The organism is Trichormus variabilis 0441, assembly GCF_009856605.1.
Classification (GTDB): domain Bacteria; phylum Cyanobacteriota; class Cyanobacteriia; order Cyanobacteriales; family Nostocaceae; genus Trichormus; species Trichormus variabilis.
Genome location: NZ_CP047242.1, coordinates 6005796 through 6026083 on the forward strand (window position 1 = coordinate 6005796; position 20288 = coordinate 6026083).

Consider the following 20288-nt stretch of genomic DNA (forward strand, 5'->3'; position numbering starts at 1 on the left):
TTTTTCATAACTGGACAAGAGTCTTTTGACTCTCAAAGCTTTATTAGGCAAAACAAATCGAAAAAGTTTATTTAACCTGGATAAGATGATTCTTAACCGTTAATTCCTTCATATTAGTGAAGGTTACAAAAGTGGTAATAAACTTTAAATTGTGTTGCAATAAAAGAATCAATACCTTTATAAAATCTTGAAGAAAACTCATAAATATTTCCAAGAAATTGACGGGAAATCTATATAAAAGCATTAGAAAAATCCCCAAGATATTCATAACTCATTGATGAGATGAGTGTATTAAATATGAATCATGATGAGTATAATCAAGAGTCATTAAAAAACGTAAACAAACAAGCCCAAGAAGCACTACAACAGCAAATTGAACGGCAGCGATTGGTAATGGCGATCGCAGTACGTATTCGTGAGAGTTTACGTCTCAATGAAGTTTTAAACACCACTGTGGCGGAAGTACGCCAGTTCCTTCAGGCAGACCGAGTGTTTATTTACCGCTTTGCACCAAATTACAGTGGGTGTGTAGTGGTGGAATCTGTTGGTGATAATTGGCGTGCTGTATTGAATGCCCAAGTGGAAGATACTTACTTCATGGAAACTCACGGAGAAAAATATAGACAAGGAGGCTTACAGGCGATCGCAGACATTTATGCAGAAGATATCAGCGAATGTCACCGGGATTTACTAATTCAATTCCAGGTCAAAGCAAACTTGGTAGTCCCTATTTTGCAGGGGGAAAAGCTATGGGGGTTATTAGTTACCAACCAGTGTGGAACATCAAGACATTGGCAGTCTTGGGAAATCGATTTACTCCAACAATTAGCAACCCAAGTAGGTATCGCCATTCAGCAATCGGAACTATACGAGCAGGTACGTGCTGAACTCAAAGAGCGCAAGCAAGCAGAACAGAAAGTCCGTGAACAAGCAGCCCTATTGGATATTGCGACTGATGCAATTTTAGTCCGAGATTTTCATAGCCAAATCTTGTTTTGGAATAAGGCGGCGGAGCGTCTATATGGTTGGCAAGCTCATGAGGCTATAGGAAAAAATTCTGAGGAACTTTTATTCAAAGAAAGCTCCTCTCAACTGGAATTAGTTCGCAACCACGTCTTGGAGCATGGTTCATGGCAAGGTGAATTAAATAAAATCACAAAATCCGGTAAAGAAATCATTGTAGAAAGCCGTTGGAATCTGATGTTTGATGAATCAGGCCAACCTAAATCTATTTTGACTGTGGACACAGACATCACCGAAAAAAAACAACTGCAAGCTCAATTTCTCCGCGCTCAACGCATGGAAAGTCTGGGTACACTAGCTAGCGGTATTGCCCATGACCTCAACAACATCTTGACACCTATCATGGCTTCTATTCAGTTGTTGGCGCTCAAGTCTTCCAGTAACGATGCTCGTAACCATCAATTGCTGAAGATTCTGGAACATAACTCTAAACGTGCAGCCGATTTAGTCAAACAGATTTTAACATTTGCACGGGGTTCAGAAACCAGGGGTGTGACTTTGCAAATCGAACCTTTACTGTTAGAAATTGAACAGATTCTCAACAGCACATTTCCCAAATCTATCAAAATTACTAAGCATCTACCGCCTGAAAACCTATGGACTATTCAGGCAGATCCTACACAAATACATCAAGTGTTGATGAATCTGTGCGTTAATGCTCGTGATGCGATGCCGGGAAATGGTACCCTCTCCATATTTGCAGAAAATCTCCTGGTAGATAAGAATTTTGCCAAGATGAATTTAGACGCTGAGGTAGGCCCCTATGTAGTCATCACCATTGCGGATACTGGATTTGGCATTCCACCATTAATTTTAGAGCGAATTTTTGAACCCTTTTTCACTACCAAAGAATCAGGTAAAGGTACTGGGCTTGGTCTTTCCACTGTGATTGGTATTGTCAAGAACCACGGCGGTTTTGTGAATGTGAATAGCGAAATCGGCAAAGGTAGCCAGTTTCAGGTGTTTTTGCCGGCTGTCGAGGATAGAGCAAAACAGCAAGTAGAAGACCTTGATTTGCCTGCTGGTCAAGGAGAATTGATTCTGATTGTAGATGATGAAGCCGCTATTGTAGAAATTACCAAGACTTCTTTAGAAGACTACAACTACAAAACTCTAACTGCCAAAAATGGGATTGAGGCGATCGCTCTCTATGCCCAACATCAAGATAAAATCAGCATGGTGCTGATGGATATAATGATGCCCTCAATGGATGGGTTAACTGCCATTCGGATTCTGCAAGAAATGAATCCACAACTCAAAATTATTGCTATTAGTGGCATCACTGGCAATAACCAACTTGCGGAAGCTGCTAACGCTGGTGTCAATGCCTTTTTGCGAAAGCCTTACAACATCTATGATTTAGTCCACGCTATTCACAACATCTTCCATCAGGTGACACAATAGCCAAACCATCAATTGCCATAGTTATTGGTTTGTACCTTATCCTAAGGATACCAAACACTGAATGCTTGCGTTGCTTTTAGAGAATGCTTGGCTGCAAAGCCGCAAGTTGAAGACTGACAACTGGCACGCGCACCACAGTGAATATAAAATTTAACGGGAGATGAAATTATTCAGAACGGGTGTACGCTACCAAATGGGAGCGCGTCATCAGAGGAAATTACAAATGGGATATGTAATTGCTACAGCAAATATGAAAGGCGGTGTCGGGAAAACTACCCTCACCGTGAACTTAGCCACCTGTTTGGCGAAAAATTATGGCAAACGGGTGCTGGTGCTGGATTTAGATACGCAAATCAGCGCTACACTCAGCTTGATGTCACCTTTAGATTTTGCCAAGCGGCGCAAACAAAGATTAACTTTCAGATATCTAATCGATGATGTGATTAATCCAGACCCCAACGGCAAGTTGACAATCAACGATATTATTCAAACTAACGTCTGTAATCTCCCCGGACTGAATTTATTACCAGGAGATATCGACTTATATGATGAATTTGTCGTTTCAGAAATGCTGCATAGACAAACAGTAGCTCTGGGTGAACAAGACTTTGAAAATGTTTGGAACCGCTTTGAAAGAGTCTTGATTAATAACATCTTAAAACCCGTACGGGATGAATATGATTTTATTCTTTTAGATTGCGCCCCCGGTTATAATTTAATGACTCGTAGCGCCCTAGCTGCCAGTGATTTTTATCTATTACCCGCCAAGCCAGAACCCTTATCTGTGGTGGGTATTCAACTTTTAGAAAGACGCATTGGACAATTAAAAGATAGTCATGAACAAGAAGCGAAGATAAATATTAAAATGCTGGGAATTGTCTTTAGTATGTGCAACACTAATCTACTGACTGGTAGATATTACAAACAAGTAATGCACCGAGTTGTTGAAGATTTTGGTGTAGAACAAATTTGTAAGGCACAAATACCCGTCGATATTAATGTTGCGAAAGCAGTAGATAGTTTTATGCCGGCTGTGTTGAATGCACCCCAGTCAGCCGGTTCTAAGGCATTTTTGCAGTTGACTCAAGAGTTGTTGCAGAAGTTGTAATATTATGCTGGCTTAAACATTTCTCATAATCTTGGGAGTTGGTAATAGGTAATAGGTAATAGGTAGAAAAATCACCTATTTGCTATGACCTATTACCGACTCTAGCAACCATATCGGCAGCAACACATCATTGGGTGAAGAAGAAGACGCGATGAATCGCGTCTCTACAAATGCTTTATTTGTTGTATTTTTTTTTAAAGTTGGTATTATATTATTAATTATTTACCAAATTTGACTTAAATCTAAAACAAATCCTGGTAATATATCTTCGCCGCTTAATGTCGAAGGATTATCTAATTCTTTTATAGCTTGATCGGGACGATAAATAAATACCTTACGTTGTTTTCTATCTATTAACCAACCTAATTCTGTACCATTATCTATATATTCCTGCATCTTTTCTTGTAATGTTTGCAAACTATCTGTCTCTGAACGCAATTCCACTACAAATTCAGGACAAATAGGGGCAAATTTCTTTCTTTGTTCTACAGGTATTGCTTCCCATCTTGCTTTTTGAATCCAGGCTGCATCAGGAGAACGCACTGCACCGTTAGGTAAGGTAAAACCACCGCTAGAACCAAAACCTACACCTGTACCATTTTGCTTTGTCCAAATACCTAACTGGACAATTAAATTAAAATTGCGTTCATCTGTTTCTGCGCCTGTGGGTGGCATAATCAATAATTCTCCAAGGTGATTACGTTCAATGCGAAAATCACGATTTACTTGACAGAAATCAAATAATTGCTCGTCACTAATGATTATGTTTGGTTGCATTTTCAGCACCATTCCTAAGATGTCTGTGGCTACAGGTGATTGCGTGTTCATAATCTTGGAAAATATCAATTCCTACATAAACGTAGAGACGTTTAATCAAACGTCCCTACATTCATGTTAAACCTGTTCTAAAACTCGCCAGCTAAGGCAGGAACGCAGCGTTCACAGAGTAGGGGATGCTCTTGTGATTCTCCCACATGGGTGGAGTAGTTCCAACAGCGATCGCATTTTTGCCCTTCTGCATTCACTACCCCAATTCCCCAGTTATCAGACTGGGAGGTATATTTCCCATCTTGCAGTTTGTCAGCAGAATCTAATAATTCTACTTGGGATGTTAGGAATAAATAACGCAGTTCATCTACGCCGTTACCAACTTCAGGATTTAAAGTGGCGATGGCGTTGCGAGAGTTGGCATCTTTGACGTAAATCAAAGCTTTCGCCTCTAGGGAAGAACCAATCATTTTTTCTACCCTAGCTTGTTCTAACACCTTGTTAACATCGGTGCGTAACTGGCGTAATTGTTGCCAAAATTCCGCCAACTCTGGATTATGCCATTTTTTCTCTACCTGCACCCAACCAGCTTCAAATACTGATTTGTATGGTGTTTTGTAGGGGAGATATTGCCAGATATCTTCAGCAGTGTGACAGAGTACAGGGGCGATCGCTCGTGCTAAATTTTGTAGTGCAATGTGTATCACTGTCTGACAACTGCGGCGACGGAAAGCATCAGGGGCGCTGATGTATAGTCTATCCTTGGCAACATCTAAGTAGAAGTTGGATAAATCCACCACGCAGAAATTCTGTACCGTTTGGAAAAAGCGGAAGAATTGGAAACTTTCAAAAGCTTCCGTCACTTCTTGAAACACCTCACGGATGCGGTGCAGCATATATCTATCTAACTGCGGCATTTCCTCAAACTGTACAGCATTTTTTTCTGGGTCAAAGTCATGCAAACTACCCAGCAAGAACCGCGCCGTATTGCGAATTTTACCTCTGACATCGTTGAGTTGCTTGATGATATTGCCACCCAAACGCACATCACCAGTGTAATCTACAGAAGATGCCCACAACCGCATAACATCTGCACCATAGGGGGGTTCTTTCTTCTGGTCTTTACCCCCAGAAATGAGAATTTTTGGGTCAACTACATTTCCTTCTGATTTACTCATCTTCCGTCCTTGTTCATCCAAAACAAAGCCATGAGTTAATACAGTTTTGTAAGGTGCAATGCCATTTACCGCCACACTAGTCAACAAACTCGACTGGAACCAACCGCGATGTTGGTCGGAACCTTCCAAATACATATCAGCCGGGTAGCGTAACTCTGGACGCTGCTTCACTACGGAAGCCCAAGAAGAACCAGAATCAAACCATACGTCCATTGTGTCTGTACCTCTGCGGTAAGACCGACCATTATTTCTGTAGGACTCTGGTAATAATTCCTCTACCGACAACTCCCACCAAGCATCAGAACCTTTTTCGGCAATGATGGCTTGTACATAGTTGATAGTTTCCTCATTTAGCAGAGGTTCGCCGGTTTCCTCATCGTAGAATACCGGAATTGGCACACCCCAGGAACGCTGACGGGAAATACACCAATCAGAACGTTCCGCCACCATCGGCGTGATACGATTTTCACCTTGGGCTGGTATCCATTTTACAGTAGCGATCGCCTTTAGTGCCTCATCCCGGAAACCTTCCACCGAAGCAAACCACTGTTCAGTCGCCCGGAAAATTGTCGGCTTTTTCGTCCGCCAATCATAAGGATACTTGTGTGCATAAGCTTCTTCCTTCAGCAGGGAACCCGCGGCCGTCAACGCATCAATGACCGCCTGATTGCCATCACCCAACACATTCAACCCCGCAAACTCACCCGCCTCCTGGGTAAAATCGCCATTGTCGTCCACAGGTGCAAGAATTGGCAAACCATAACGCAGACCTACTACGTAGTCTTCTTGACCATGACCAGGGGCAGTATGTACCAACCCAGTACCCGACTCAGTTGTGATGTAATCACCACCCACAACCACCGGACTTTCCCGGTCAAATAAAGGATGACGGTAGGTAGTATGTTCTAATTCCTTACCCTTAAAAGTAGCCTTCACAGTCAACTGCGCCGAGATAGTCGCCGCCAACCGTTCCACCAACTCCGCCGCCACGATGAGATACTTGAAATTACTTTGCGTCTCTACATCTATCTGTGCAACTTCCACCACAGCATAATTCAAGTCGCCATTGACGGCCACAGCCAAATTCCCCGGAATTGTCCAAGGCGTAGTAGTCCAGATAGCCACACCCAAATCAGGCAAATACTCACCCAAAACAGACTTAACAGCCTCAGCCAGACCAGTTACCGGAAAAGCCGCATAGATACTCCGGGAAGTATGCCCTTCTGGATATTCTAATTCCGCCTCAGCCAAAGCTGTCTTAGAACTGGGACTCCAGTGAACAGGTTTTAACCCCCGATATATATATCCTTTTAAGACCATCTGCCCAAACACACCAATCTGCGCCGCCTCATATTCAGGCTTCAGGGTCAGATATGGATGATCCCAGTCACCCCAAACACCATAACGTTTAAAATTTTGGCGTTGGTCATCAACAGTAGCCAAGGCAAACTCTTTAGCCTTTTGCCGCAGTTGTAGTGGTGTTAAATTTTGCCGTTCTGCTGACTTGAGATTTTGCAAAACTTTCAACTCAATCGGTAAGCCGTGACAGTCCCAACCAGGCACATATCGCACCTTCCGACCTTGCAGCAGTTGGTAACGATTAATAATATCTTTGAGAATTTTATTTAAGGCATGACCAATATGGAGTGAGCCATTAGCGTAGGGAGGCCCATCGTGCAGTATAAATAATTCACCTGGATTATTTTGCGACAGGCGTTCAAAAATTTTATTTTCTTCCCAAAACTTTTGGATTTCTGGTTCGCGCTTGATGGCGTTCGCCCGCATATCAAAATTTGTCTTGGGTAAATTTACGGTATCTTTGTAGCTTCCAGTTTCTGTCACAGCTTCATGCCTAAGATTATGTATGCAGGTTCTATCAATTATAGAAGATGGCATGAATCCCAAAATTACCTCTTTTGCTCACCTCATCCTGGCTACTTAAGTAATATCACACCATTTAGATAGAATAAATACATTGATTTTCTCGGATACTGAGAAAATACCATCACGAATTTAGACAACAAATAAACAAATTTGTATTTGGAATGCAGCCAAAATTTACAAAGCTTGCTGGACGCATAAGTAAACTTATAGTTGGATACAAAAAGAGTATTTATTTGATATCCATATTTATTTGTAATAAAAGGCTGAAATTGTCATTTTTTGAAACAATTACCTCTTTATCATCACAATTGCGGAAATTTAACACTTTTCTCTGAGGGGAAAATCAGGAATTTTACGGATATACATTAAATTAAAAGTATCTAAAATGATAAGTTGATGAAGATTGATTTAGATATTGGAGTATTGAAATATAGCAATATTCTCTAGAATGAAAAAACAAGATTGAAGCCGTGGACTGGATGCAGAAGAAAATTCCATGAAATTATATTGCCAATAAATAATATCTTCTGTTACTTCTATCTATCACATTTTAGTTAATTAAGCTATAAGTCAAGAAACTATTATTTGACAAATAAGTTTTGTCAAAAATAAGTAGATTACTAGTTGGGGTTTTGAGAAGGCTGATTTTTAAATCACAGGTATCAAGCACAATTTCCCACGGTCTGATGGTATCAAATAACGTACTTAATGAATTTAAAACTTGTACCCAACTCCAATATAATGGACAGTTAATTATTAATAGTCCTAAAGGGCAGCAATGGACTTTCTATTATCGCTTGGGTAGGATAGTTTGGGCAACAGGAGGAACTCATCCTTTTCGTCGCTGGCGTAGACTCATGGCGCAACATTGCCCACAGATTGATGTTGATAAAATGCAGCTGCGCCCGCAAGATATCTCGATGAGTTACTGGGATTATCGCCTATTGGAAATTTTGTATAAAAAGCAGAAGATTCAACGGGAGCAAATTCATAACATTGTTGATAATACCATCAACGAACTTTTGTTTGAATTAGCCCAACAGAGTAATTTCGTCTCTATTAGTTGCGAACGTAACCAAAAAGTTATCCTAGAGACACCAATGAGTTTCACGAGTGCAGATGTGTCAATGAAACAGATGCTAGAATCGTGGAAAAATTGGTCAGAAGCAGGCTTGGTAAATATTTGTCCTGATTTAGCGCCAGTAATTTGCAGACCAGAACAACTCCAGCAACAGGTAAGTCCATCTGTCTATAAAAATTTTGTCACTTTAATTAATGGCAAATCCACATTGCGAGATTTGGCTGCCAAAATGAAGCAGAATGTTTTACCAGTCTCGCGTTCTTTGCTACCATACGTCCTTAAAGGAATCATCGAATTGGTGGAGTTGCCTGATTTACCTTTAGCTGTTGTAGAAACTCTCAATAAGGCGACCTCTGCACAACCTACAAAATCGAAGGTTCCGGTGATAGCCTGTGTAGATGATAGTCCACAGGTCTGTAAACTTCTGGAAGATATTATCACAGCCAATGGGATGAAATTCATCAAAATTCAAGATGCTGTACAGGCATTACCACTGCTGATTCAAGAGAAACCAGACTTGATCTTTTTAGATTTAATCATGCCAGTGGCTAGTGGTTATGAAATATGTACGCAATTGCGGCGAATTCCTACTTTTGCTAACACACCAGTAATTATCTTAACAGGTAATGATGGTCTTTTAGATCGAGTACGTGCTAAGGTCGTCGGTTCTACCGACTTTCTTACAAAACCAGTAGCAGCAGATAGGGTGATGAGTGTAGTCCGTAAATACTTACCTATGCAAACTACATCTCCTGCAAAAACCGGATCTCATTTAGAATTTTGCCAATAATCAGTGTCCATAATTGATGAATAAATCGAATATTTTGATGCTCTAGAGTAATTTACTTTTCAGGATAAATTATTGTTAAATCTGGTACATAATTATTTGCAATAAATAAGTAGATTTCAGTCAAGAAAATCTGAAGTATACGTATTTTTCCTGAGCCATATTTAACAGTAAGATATCAAAATTATAACAAACCGCTAGCCTGTAATTATCAGGATTAAATACACAACTTATCTTTGATATTTTAGCTAAAAACCTACAATTTTACAGAGAATTATCATGAATACTGTGTTAGTTATCGAGGATGGTCTCACCGACCGCGAAATTCTTATTCGTTACTTACAACAAGCTGGATATTCTGTTATTAGTGCCACAAGCAGTGAAGAAGCCCAAGAAAAATTAGATGTAACTCAACCAGATTTAATATTTCTGGATGTAATTTTACCAGGTAAAAGTGGGTTTGAAATTTGTCGAGAACTGAAAAATAACCCAAAGACTAGCAATATTCCTGTAGTTTTCTGCTCTACCAAAAATAGTGATGTAGATAAAACTTGGGGAAATATGCTAGGGGCAGAAGCTTATCTTTCTAAACCTATCAATCAGGAAGAGTTAACCTTAACTCTCAAGAGACTTTCTAGATAAAATTTTCTAGAAATTAACCAAATACTAAATAAATTAAAGGGTGAAAATTTGGAAAGTCAGCAGAAATTTTTAAGCTTTAATTTGGGAATCAAAGATACAGCAGTGATTTCCTTACAGCATATTACAGAAGTTTTACAAGTATCTTTGGTTGATATATGCGGCGTACCCCAAATGCCAGCTTGTGTTATGGGTGTATACAACTGGCGCGGTGAAATGTTGTGGTTAGTAGATTTAGAAGAAATGCTAGGTTACCCACCACTATCACATACAAGCAACTTTCTGGCAAAAATGATGGCAATTGTGTTGGAGGATGATGGTAAGCATTTAGGGATTATAGTCCGGCAAATGATGGATATTGAGTTTCTGGATAATAATCAAATGAAAGCACCTGCTGCTGAATTATTTTCATCATCCATTACTGATTTTTTGCAAGGATACTTCATTAATCATGATGAGAAAATGATGTTCAATTTAGATGCTAGTGCTATTATTCATTCTCCTATGTGGGTTACTCATAACTAATCATCAATCAAGCGCTATTGATTATAGTTTTTAAAACCTATAATCACCACAATAACTTAGATTTGCTAACAATTACATATCTATTAATACAAGTGTAACATTAATTAGCAAATATCAAATAATTAAACTAAAAAAAATTGAGGTTGATTCAGATGACGATCGCAAAATATAACAGCAAGGAAAATGAGAAAGTTGCTACAGCTTCTCAATTAGAAAATCCTAACTTAGCCAATAACGTCCAGAAAGAAGAAATCGGAGTCAATGAAAGCGCCCAACAAGTAAAAATGTGGCGACAGCAGTTGCAAGATATCATCATGCAGATGCGCCAAGTATCAGAGTGGGATGCAGTTTTAAAAATCACTGTGGTGAAAGTTAGAGAAAAAATTGCTTGCGATCGCGCGTTAATTTATCAGTTTACTTCACCTGAGTCTGGTAAAGTTTTAGCAGAATCAAGAACTCTTGGTTGGACACCAACTATGGGGGAATTTCTTCCAGGGATTACCTTTGGTTTAGACACGAATCAAGACTATATAGAGCCAATAACTATTAACAACGTTACACAAATCCAACTTACTCCCTATCAAAAACAGTTACTGGATAAATTCCAAATTAAAGCTAGTTTAAGTTTGCCAATAGTTGCAGACGGTAAAGTATGGGGTTTGCTGGTAGTCACTGGCTGCGTCAATCCTAGAAACTGGCAAGAAACAGAAATTACACTATTAACCCAAGTTAGTACAGAGTTAACCTATAGATTGCAGAATTTTGAATTTCAAACTCAATTACAACTGCAAAATCAGGCTAAACAAGCTGTATCTAAAGTGATGGAAAAAATCTTACGGCTATCAAATACCGATAAGATTTTCCAAAGCACCACTCAAGAAATCCGTCAATTGTTGAAGTGCGATCGCGTCGCTGTTTACCGTTTCAATCCTGATTGGAGTGGGGAATTTGTCGCGGAATCTGTAGGTAGTGGTTGGGTAAAACTAGTAGGCCCTGATATCAAGACTGTTTGGGAAGATACCCACTTACAAGAAACCCAAGGTGGACGTTATCGCCATCAAGAAAGTTTTGTCGTTAACGATATTTATCAAGCTGGTCATTTTTCTTGCCATCTAGAAATTTTAGAACAGTTTGAAATCAAAGCTTACATTATTGTTCCTGTCTTTGCTGCGGAAAAATTATGGGGTTTATTGGCAGCTTATCAAAACTCTGGTACCCGTGAGTGGTTAGAGTGGGAATCTAGTTTTTTGGCTCAAGTAGGGTTGCAATTTGGCATAGCTATTTCTCATGCAGAATATTTAGAACAAACGCGATTGCATTCTGAGCAAATGATGCAGATTGCTGAACAGGAAAAAATATTTTCCAGAATAGTTAACCGTATTCGCCAAGCTTCAGATGTAGAAACTATTTTTAGAACCACCACTCAAGATGTACGTCAATCATTACGCTGTGATCGCGTCGCCGTTTATCGTTTCAATTCTGATTGGGGTGGTGAGTTTGTCGCTGAGTCAGTTGCTTCTGGATGGACAAAAGTGGTGGGGCCAAATATTAAAACTGTTATAGATGATACCTACCTCCAAGATACTAAAGGTGGACGCTATACCAGAGGAGAACATCATATTGTCAATAATATCTATACAGCAGGTTTTGCACCCTGTCATATCGAGACATTAGAGCAGTTTGAAGCTAGAGCTTATATCATTGTGCCTATCTTTTTTGGAGATAAATTATGGGGCTTGCTGGCAGCATATCAAAACTCTAGCTCCCGCGAGTGGCAATCTTGGGAAGTCAACTTTTTAACTCAAATTGCGTTGCAATTTAGCCTTGCTAAATCCCAATTAGACTATCTAGAACAGGTACAAATAAAATCTGAGAAAATAGCTCAGATAGCAGAACAGGAAAAATCCTTTACTAAGATAGTTAACCGCATTCGTCAAGCGGTAGATATCGATGATATTTTCAAAATTACTACCCAAGAAGTCCGGCAATTATTAAGGAGCGATCGCGTCGCTGTTTATCGCTTCAATCCTAATTGGGGTGGTGAATTCGTAGCAGAATCAGTAGGTAATAATTGGGTCAAACTTGTAGGGAATGATATTAAAACTGTTTGGGAAGATACTTACATCCAAGAAACACAAGGCGGTAGATATGCCAAAGGGGAAACCTTTGTTGTCAATGATATTTCTCAAGCTGGTCATTCTCCCTGCCATTTGGAAATTCTAGAACAATTTGAAGTTAAAGCATATGTAATTGTTCCTGTTTTCTGTAATGAACAATTATGGGGATTGCTAGCAGCCTATCAAAATTCTGGCCTCCGTGATTGGGAACAATCCGAAGTCAGCCTATTAGCAAGGGTTGGTGACCAATTAGGATTAGCGCTGCAACAGACAGAATATCTGCAACAACTGCAAGCAAAATCGGCACAGTTAGCAGAAGCCGCAGCCAGAGAAAAAGCAGCCAAAGAGTTACTGCAACAGCGTTCTATTCAACTACTAATGGCTGTGCGACCAGCTTTAAATGGTGATTTGACAGTCCGCGCACCAATTACAGAAGACGAACTAGGCACAATCGCCGACGCTTACAATAACACCTTGCAAGCCTTGCGGCAAATTGTCTTACAAGTGCAAACATCTTCTCAACAAGTCGCCCAAACCTCCAGTGATAGCAATGCTTCACTTGCAGGCTTGAATAACTTAGCCAAACAACAATCCATAGAAATTACCACAGCCTTAGGTGAAATTCAACAGATGCTCGACTCTACCCAAGCTGTGGTAACTAGCGCCGAGTTGGTACAAGTGGCGGTACAACAAGCAAACAAAACCGTCGAATCGGGCGATGCAGCAATGAACTTAACAGTTCAAGCCATCCAAGGGATTCGAGAGACTGTAGCGCAAACAAGCAAAAAAATTAAACGCCTGAGTGAATCTTCGCAAAAAATCTCCAAAGTGGTGAACTTGATTAGTAGTTTTGCCACCCAAACAAACGTCTTGGCTTTGAACGCCGCTATTGAAGCCACCCGTGCAGGTGAATATGGTAAAGGTTTCGCAGTTGTAGCCGATGAAGTTCGTTCTTTATCTCGCCAGTCAGCCGCCGCCACAATTGAAATTGAAAAATTAGTCCAAGAAATTCAGGCGGAAACTGGAGAAGTAGCGGTGGCGATGGAAACCGGGATTCAGCAGGTAGTAGAAGGGACGAATTTTGTCAGTGAAACAAGGCACAACTTAAATGCGATCGTTTCTGCAACTGCCGAAATTAGCCAACTAATTCAACAAATTACTGATGCAACTCAAAAACAAATGGGGCAATCTGTATTAGTCACAAATTCGATGAAAGATGTGGCAGAAATCGCCAAAAAAACCTTTGCAGAATCACAAGATATTGCCACCGTTTTCCAAGACTTATCAGGTATGGCACAAGATTTGTTAACAACCGCTAGTAAGTTCAAAGTGAATTAATAATTCGGGACTGGGGACTGGAGACTGGGGGCTAGGAACTAGCTAGTAATGTGTCAATTTTTTAGTAAGGGTTTTAGTCCTAACTTGAGAATTACTACAGTCACGCGGTGTGCAACTTTCTCTCAAACCTAACCCCCAACCCCTTCCCTGCGTTCGCGCAGCGTGTCGGAGACAGGGAAGGGGAGTAAGATTCAAAGCCTCTCTCCGCTTCGGGGAAAGGTACCCTACGGAAAGCAAGCTATGGAGAGGGGTTTCAAAAATAAGTCGCACATCGCGTTACAGTCCTACCTGCCAACCTTCAAAACTATCTTGACAAAATAACCTACCCAATCGCCAGTATCCAATCCCCAGTACCCAAATTATGATGACTGATACCGAGATTCGTGAACAAGGCTATATTTATTTTTTAGCGGAAGCGCCAGATTTAATTCAAACTATCGAGCAAGAATTATTCAGTCTAGCTGAAAATCATAGTGTAGCTAGAGTTCATAATTTAATGCGGGCTACTCATACAATTAAGGGTGGTGCTGCTACTGTTGGGCTAAAAACAATTCAGATGATAGCTCATTCTTTGGAGGATGTGTTCAAGGCTTTATATAGCCCCAAGGTAGTAATAGATGCTGAGTTACAAACTTATTTGTTTCAGTCCTATGAATGTTTGCAATTGGCATTAACATCAGAATTAACAGGCAGCATTATTAACGAAGAAGAACTTTTACAAAGAGCTACTGATATATTTGCTAAACTCCAAGAAAAATTAGGTGATAATTTTGGTGATGATTCTCATATCCCTACATCTGAAGAGTTGGGATTCGATATTGTTCAATCTATATTTGAAGTAGGTGTACAGCAACGTTTAGGCAGTATTATTGAAGCTCTTAACAATATAGAAGATGATACAGAATTAATAGATTTTTTTAGTTCCCAATTAGAAGTATTTGTCGGATTGGCAGAATCTTTAAATTTACCTGGTTTTGGCGAAATTGCACAAACAGCTTTGACAGCCCTACAAGCTAATCCTTCTCAAGTGCGCCAAATTACTGAGATTGCCCATGCCGATTTAGAGCAGGCACAACGCAATATTTTAGCAGGCGATCGCACTCATGGTGGTACACCTTCTGCTGCTTTACAGCAATTAACATCAGTTGTGACAAATCAGGCATCTGGGGAAGTTAATTCAGAATTTTTAATTCGACAAGAAGAATTTTATCAGTTTTTAACTACATTAAACAATAATAAAAGCGAATGCCTTCAACCTGTAACTGCTCAATTATATTTGAAGGTAGTTCATTATATTTTTGGCTGGTTTAACCACGAAAGAGAAATACCAGAATCAGCTTTAAAATGGGATTTACTTATTACCAATAATGAGTTTTCCAGTTCTATTGAATATATTGAAAGTTGGCTAGGTAAGTTTTTGGAATTTGTGCAGCAGGAAGTAGATAGCAAAGGTCTTTGTCTTTATCGTCAAGGTATTATTTTAATAATACTTTTGGCAATTGTAAAATTCCAGTATTCAGTTAAAAAAACTGCCGATAGTATTCTCCTGATCCAAGCTATCCAAACTAAAATCGCTTTAGTCGCTCAAGAATATAAGCAATATCCTCCTATTACTGCTCAAGAAAAAAACTGGACTGATCACCCTAAATTACAACAACTTCTCGTTTTTAAAGATATATCAACTTCCTCATCCAACATCAATGATGGACTTTTAGAAGCAATTTGGGGAGGAGAAGCTAATGAAGATGATACTCAAGTTGAGCCACAAATAGAAGTGAACGATATTTCCGAATCTACAACATCTTTAGCTGTAGCCGAAAAATTAAGTACAGAAATTACAGAAACAGCTCTTGATGTTGTTAATGAGTCAACAATCGATAAAGTTAAAAATCATCAGGGTAAAAAGGTTCATAAAAGCTCATCTGTACGTGTAGAAGTTGAGGGATTAGAACGCATTAATTATTTAGCTAGTGAGCTGCTGATTAACCAAAAAAGACGCACTTTAAATGATGAACAAGTGCAAGAAATTATTGAGCAGTTATTACAACGTCTTAACAAACACCAAGAAACTTTAAATCAACTCCGTGATTTACCACTACAACGGCAAAGTTTAGCAACACAACATACACAAAGCTTTGCCTCGGTTAATTTTGATCCCTTAGAAATGGATGCTTATACAGAATTTCATCTGACATTACACGAAGCCATAGAAGAGACATCACAATTACAAGAAGCAACAGAGTCCATCGATTTCTTATTTAAGCAAGCTACTCAAATTAGTCATAAAAAACAAAATTTAGCTTTCAGTTTGATAGATAATTTAGTTGAAGCGAGGATGTTGCCTTTAGAAAATATCCTCAGCCGCTTCCCCCACATGGTAAAAAACCTCAGTACTGTTTACCACAAACGGGTGGATTTAAAATTTACTGGTACAAATGTGCTAGTAGATAAGGCGATCGCTGAAAAGCTGTATGATCCCCTGTTACACTTAGTCCGTAATGCTTTCGATCATGGTATTGAATCTCCAGAAGTTCGCCGAGAACGCGGTAAACCAGAACAAGGTGTGATTGAAATCTGGGCTTATCATCAAGGGAGTCAAACAATTATCGAAGTCAGAGATGATGGACAAGGCTTAAAGTTAGATAGCATTCGTAAAAAAGCTATTGAACTGAATTTCATCTCCAACAAAGATCAATCCAAAGGCCATTTATCTCAAATCAATGATTCTGAACTGTTAGAATTCATGTTCGCACCAGGATTTACTACTGCTGAAAAAGTTAGTGAACTTTCTGGACGCGGGATGGGACTAGATATTGTCCGTTCTCAACTGCAAGCACTCAACGGCTCAATTTCTGTGCAGACTTTGCCTAATCAAGGCACAAAATTTATCCTTAAAATACCCTTTTCTATGACTACCGATCAATTAATGCTAGTACAAGCTGGCGGTGTTGTTTATGCTCTACTATTGGATAGTATTGAAAAAATAGTTATCCCCTCAGCGCAACAAATTCAAGAATTTGAAGGTAAACGCGTTTTACACTGGGATAGTGGTAACGAAGATACTATGCTTAGTCTGCATCAACTCTCAGAGTTGATGTATTACAATGGTGGCTGCTTTAATAATTTGAATACGAGTAATTTATTGCCTGAGCATAATACAGAAGAGATAAATCATCCTGTGTTATTGCTGAGACGAAACCAAGGCATTTTCGCTTTACAAGTTGACCAAATTATTGGTGAACAAGAACTAGTAATTAGACCATTGGGGAATGCGATCGCTCCCCCCAAATATGTTTATGGTTCCAGTAGTTTAGCTAATGGTAACCTTATGCTAGTTATTGATGGTGCTTTACTATTAGAGTCTGTGGAGATGCAGGCAACCCTTGATACCTTGGCACTACCAGCAGATGAATATGCCAATCAAAAAGCCTTATCAATATCCCCATCTACTATTCCCTCTCTACCTTTATTATCCGCTACTGTAGAGACTCATCACAAATTATCAAAAGTAATTTTAGTAGTAGATGATGCCATTAGTTTGCGGCAAACTCTATCCTTAACTCTGCAAAAATCTGGTTATCAAGTAATCCAAGCGCAAAACGGGGCCGAAGCTTTAGAACAGTTACAACGACACCCAGAAATTCAACTTGTTGTTTCCGATTTAGAAATGCCCCGGATGAATGGCTTTGAATTCTTAAGCCATATGCAACACAATCCTAAATACACCAAACTTCCTGTAATCATTCTCACTTCTCGTAGTGCGGAAAAGCATCGTCAACTCGCCCAAGAATTAGGTGCGAAAGCTTATTTATCAAAACCTTATTTAGAGCATGAGTTGATTAATACTATTGAAAGTTTAATTAATTCAGCAAAAGACAATTTAAATCGATTACTCACAGTTTGAAGAAGGCGGATGATTTTCTGGGAGCGATCGCAGAGTGACTAACTTTGAGTTAATTGTTCTATAAGTTGCAGTAAATGTTTCTCAATTTGTCCAAGGGCTTCGGTTGCAGAGGTTTTATCGATGTCGTGAACTAGCCAGTATTCAATTGCATCAACCCATTGAGGAAAGCGCTCATTCATTAGTGGACGGTGTTCTGCTTCATCTAGGGCAATAACCCTAGTAGCTGACTGAAAATCTGGCTCACAGGCTGGCTTGGGAAACCGTTCATCATCAGATATATTCACTAAACGCGCTGCTAAAGCCTCAGTCGCGTATTGGGAAATTGCCCCCACATTGTTTACACCCCGTTCAAGTGCTAATCCTCTGGAATCAGCCTGCCAATTTAGCCCTTGTTTGGTAGCCAACTGATTAAATAGGTGTTCGGCAAAGCGACTGCGGTAGTAGTTACCTGTACACAAGAACAAGATTTTATTCATTTGACTACGCGATTTTGCTAAACCTAAGGGCTTTGTACTGGTAAATGGGTTTATTTGCAAGACATCTAGGCTACTTTTCAATAAATCGGATGGTTGCAATAAAGTGATTTTGTACCAATAAGGGAGGGCGATCGCCTAACTACAAAGGATTAGCCTCTGTCACCACTTCAGGCAGTGGAATCGACTCTGTTTCGCCTGGCACAGTAGCAAAGCGACAGTCTCGCCAATCGGCTTTAGCTTTCTCTATTCGCTCTGGTCGGCTAGAGACAAAATTCCACCATTTGTAACGTGTACCCAATGGCTCTCCACCAATCACGATACACCGAGCAGCGTCAGTAGCAGAAACTTTGACTTCGTGGCCTGACTCTAGGATAGCCAGGCGATATGCCTCTAGAGGTTCATCATTAATACTTATCCCTTCCGTAACACTGTATACGGCTCTCTCTGAATAATCAGTAGGAATAGTGAAGTGACCATTGGCAGATAGCACCCCATCTAAATAGAGGATGGGTGAAAAAACTTTCACAGGTGAGGTATGACCATGTGCTTCTCCAGCAATAAGCTTGATAGTAACATTGTTATCATTCCAGGTGGGAAGGGTTTCAGCTGGATAATGAGTGAACCAAGGATCAGTTTCTTCGTATTCAACAGGCAAAGCAATCCAGGTTTGGATACCATGAATGGTAGTTTCGTTGTGACGGTCAAAGTCGGGCGATCGCTCTGAATGTACAATCCCCTTTCCCGCCGTCATCCAGTTCACAGCACCCGGTTGAATCTCTTGTACGATACCTAAACTATCGCGGTGCATTATAGAACCATCGAATAAGTAAGTTAGGGTGGCAAGATTGATATGAGGATGTGGTCGTACATCAATGCCTTTGTTGGGTGGTAAAACAGATGGGCCAAGATGATCAAAAAAGATAAACGGCCCGACCATTTGACGATGAGGATATGGCAAACTGCGGCGGGCAACAAACCCACCCAAATCTTTAACTTCAGGTTCAATCAGTTGAACTATTGCCATGAGTAGCAGGGGTGTAATTGGTGGATGCTGCAATCATTATAAGTAGATTCACCTGACAAAAAGCTCATACCAATTCAAAATTCAAAATACCCTTCGGGAACGCCAAGGGCGAACAAAATTCAAAATTAAGAATCAAGAGAGGACAAGCGTTTGGGGTTGTACATCTGTCACATTCTTTTTTCAAATTGGTATCACCTTTATGAATTATCTATTTGTGCATAGATGAAGATGGAGTTAAAAAGTGGGAGTACAGAAACACCTATGGAGAAAGCAACATTTGGGGCTGGCTGTTTTTGGGGCGTGGAGGCGGCATTTCGCCAGGTAAAAGGAGTAGTATCAACCTCAGTCGGCTATATGGGAGGGCATTTCCCTAACCCTTGCTACCTTGATGTATTGTCGAGGATAACTGGTCATGCTGAGGTGGTGCAAATAGAATATGACCCTCAACTTGTTAGTTATGAAGATTTGTTAGCAGTTTTTTGGGATATTCATGACCCGACAACCCTAAACCGCCAGGGGCCAGATAAAGGAGAACAGTACAGGTCTGTGATCTTTTTTCACAATGAGCAGCAAGCAGAAGCAGCACGGCAGTCAAAAGCCAAGCTTCAGGTATCGGGCAGATTTGAACGTGATATTGTGACCGAGATTAAGCACAAGAGTGAATATTACTTAGCAACAGAAGAACATCAACAGTATTTTGAGAAGCAGGCAAAACGCTAATTGAAAAAGGCAGTCCTGATGAAGCAAGTTTCACAGTCAAATAAGGTGATACGCACCTAAATCAAATATTCTTGCGTCAGGGCTGTCCATAGTCAAGAGTCCAGAGTCAAGTCGCTTCGCTCCAATTCAAAATTCAAAATTCAAAATTCAAAATTAAAGACCCCACGGATTTATCCGGGGGCTTGAATTAATGTTGTTTCACTTCTTTTTTTCGCCATAAATAAATTTAGCGCGAAGTCAGAGCGCCGGTCTCCGGCGCTCTGAACTTCGTAAGAGAGGGGCTTGTATCCTTTTTTTGTTCGGTCAAAGGCT

General features: G+C 40.0%; 12 protein-coding genes. 8 read left to right on the top strand and 4 right to left on the bottom strand.

The features are described 5' to 3' along the window. The first annotated feature begins 282 nt into the window (after positions 1–282). Positions 283–2427 (top strand): hybrid sensor histidine kinase/response regulator, encoded by a 2145-nt coding sequence (locus tag GSQ19_RS24775; protein WP_011320470.1) that lies wholly within the window; start codon positions 283–285, stop codon positions 2425–2427. Positions 2428–2650: 223 nt separating this feature from the next. Continuing rightward, entirely contained in the window at positions 2651–3535 is an 885-nt protein-coding gene (locus GSQ19_RS24780) for a ParA family protein (RefSeq protein WP_041456924.1), read from the top strand. A 222-nt stretch (positions 3536–3757) separates the two neighbouring features. Here the strand turns inward: GSQ19_RS24780 and GSQ19_RS24785 are convergent, their stop codons facing one another. Both GSQ19_RS24785 and ileS read right to left on the bottom strand, forming a co-directional pair. Next, positions 3758–4363, bottom strand: a complete 606-nt coding sequence (locus GSQ19_RS24785; RefSeq protein WP_011320472.1) for a Uma2 family endonuclease — start codon at positions 4361–4363, stop codon at positions 3758–3760. A 77-nt stretch (positions 4364–4440) separates the two neighbouring features. Next, positions 4441–7323 (bottom strand): isoleucine--tRNA ligase, encoded by a 2883-nt coding sequence (gene ileS, locus GSQ19_RS24790; protein WP_041456925.1) that lies wholly within the window; start codon positions 7321–7323, stop codon positions 4441–4443. Between the two features lie 728 nt (positions 7324–8051). Here ileS and GSQ19_RS24795 point away from each other — a divergent pair. The 5 genes from GSQ19_RS24795 to GSQ19_RS24815 all read left to right on the top strand — a co-directional run bounded on the left by GSQ19_RS24795 (position 8052) and on the right by GSQ19_RS24815 (position 17756). Next, positions 8052–9236 (top strand): response regulator, encoded by a 1185-nt coding sequence (locus GSQ19_RS24795; protein ID WP_011320474.1) that lies wholly within the window; start codon positions 8052–8054, stop codon positions 9234–9236. Positions 9237–9512: 276 nt separating this feature from the next. After that, positions 9513–9875, top strand: a complete 363-nt coding sequence (locus tag GSQ19_RS24800; RefSeq protein ID WP_011320475.1) for a response regulator transcription factor — start codon at positions 9513–9515, stop codon at positions 9873–9875. Between the two features lie 48 nt (positions 9876–9923). Continuing rightward, the gene (locus GSQ19_RS24805) at positions 9924–10397 is read left to right on the top strand and encodes a chemotaxis protein CheW (RefSeq protein ID WP_011320476.1); all 474 of its coding nucleotides are present in this window, start codon (positions 9924–9926) and stop codon (positions 10395–10397) included. Positions 10398–10549: 152 nt separating this feature from the next. Then, on the top strand, positions 10550–13852 hold the full coding sequence (locus tag GSQ19_RS24810) for a GAF domain-containing protein (RefSeq protein WP_011320477.1): 3303 nt from the start codon (positions 10550–10552) through the stop codon (positions 13850–13852). Positions 13853–14213: 361 nt separating this feature from the next. Further along, positions 14214–17756 (top strand): hybrid sensor histidine kinase/response regulator, encoded by a 3543-nt coding sequence (locus GSQ19_RS24815; protein WP_011320478.1) that lies wholly within the window; start codon positions 14214–14216, stop codon positions 17754–17756. 38 nt (positions 17757–17794) lie between these two features. Here the strand turns inward: GSQ19_RS24815 and GSQ19_RS24820 are convergent, their stop codons facing one another. Both GSQ19_RS24820 and GSQ19_RS24825 read right to left on the bottom strand, forming a co-directional pair. Beyond that, positions 17795–18232, bottom strand: coding sequence for an arsenate-mycothiol transferase ArsC (locus tag GSQ19_RS24820; protein WP_011320479.1), 438 nt, complete (start codon positions 18230–18232; stop codon positions 17795–17797). Between the two features lie 139 nt (positions 18233–18371). Beyond that, positions 18372–19256, bottom strand: a complete 885-nt coding sequence (locus tag GSQ19_RS24825) for a pirin family protein (RefSeq protein WP_011320480.1) — start codon at positions 19254–19256, stop codon at positions 18372–18374. A 261-nt stretch (positions 19257–19517) separates the two neighbouring features. On the opposite strand from GSQ19_RS24825, the gene msrA reads away from it, so the two are divergent. Further along, positions 19518–19976: a peptide-methionine (S)-S-oxide reductase MsrA gene (gene msrA / locus GSQ19_RS24830; RefSeq protein ID WP_041456926.1), complete on the top strand. Its 459-nt coding sequence runs from the start codon at positions 19518–19520 to the stop codon at positions 19974–19976. The last annotated feature ends 312 nt before the right edge of the window (positions 19977–20288 follow it).

Coding starts and splice junctions, on each gene's coding strand:
- GSQ19_RS24820 (WP_011320479.1), bottom strand. CDS start 18,232: ATGAATAAAATCTTGTTCTTGTGTACAGGTAACTACTACCGCAGTCGC.
- GSQ19_RS24800 (WP_011320475.1), top strand. CDS start 9,513: ATGAATACTGTGTTAGTTATCGAGGATGGTCTCACCGACCGCGAAATT.
- GSQ19_RS24815 (WP_011320478.1), top strand. CDS start 14,214: ATGATGACTGATACCGAGATTCGTGAACAAGGCTATATTTATTTTTTA.
- GSQ19_RS24785 (WP_011320472.1), bottom strand. CDS start 4,363: ATGAACACGCAATCACCTGTAGCCACAGACATCTTAGGAATGGTGCTG.
- GSQ19_RS24810 (WP_011320477.1), top strand. CDS start 10,550: ATGACGATCGCAAAATATAACAGCAAGGAAAATGAGAAAGTTGCTACA.
- GSQ19_RS24825 (WP_011320480.1), bottom strand. CDS start 19,256: ATGGCAATAGTTCAACTGATTGAACCTGAAGTTAAAGATTTGGGTGGG.
- GSQ19_RS24780 (WP_041456924.1), top strand. CDS start 2,651: ATGGGATATGTAATTGCTACAGCAAATATGAAAGGCGGTGTCGGGAAA.
- msrA (WP_041456926.1), top strand. CDS start 19,518: ATGGAGAAAGCAACATTTGGGGCTGGCTGTTTTTGGGGCGTGGAGGCG.
- GSQ19_RS24775 (WP_011320470.1), top strand. CDS start 283: ATGAGTGTATTAAATATGAATCATGATGAGTATAATCAAGAGTCATTA.
- GSQ19_RS24795 (WP_011320474.1), top strand. CDS start 8,052: ATGGTATCAAATAACGTACTTAATGAATTTAAAACTTGTACCCAACTC.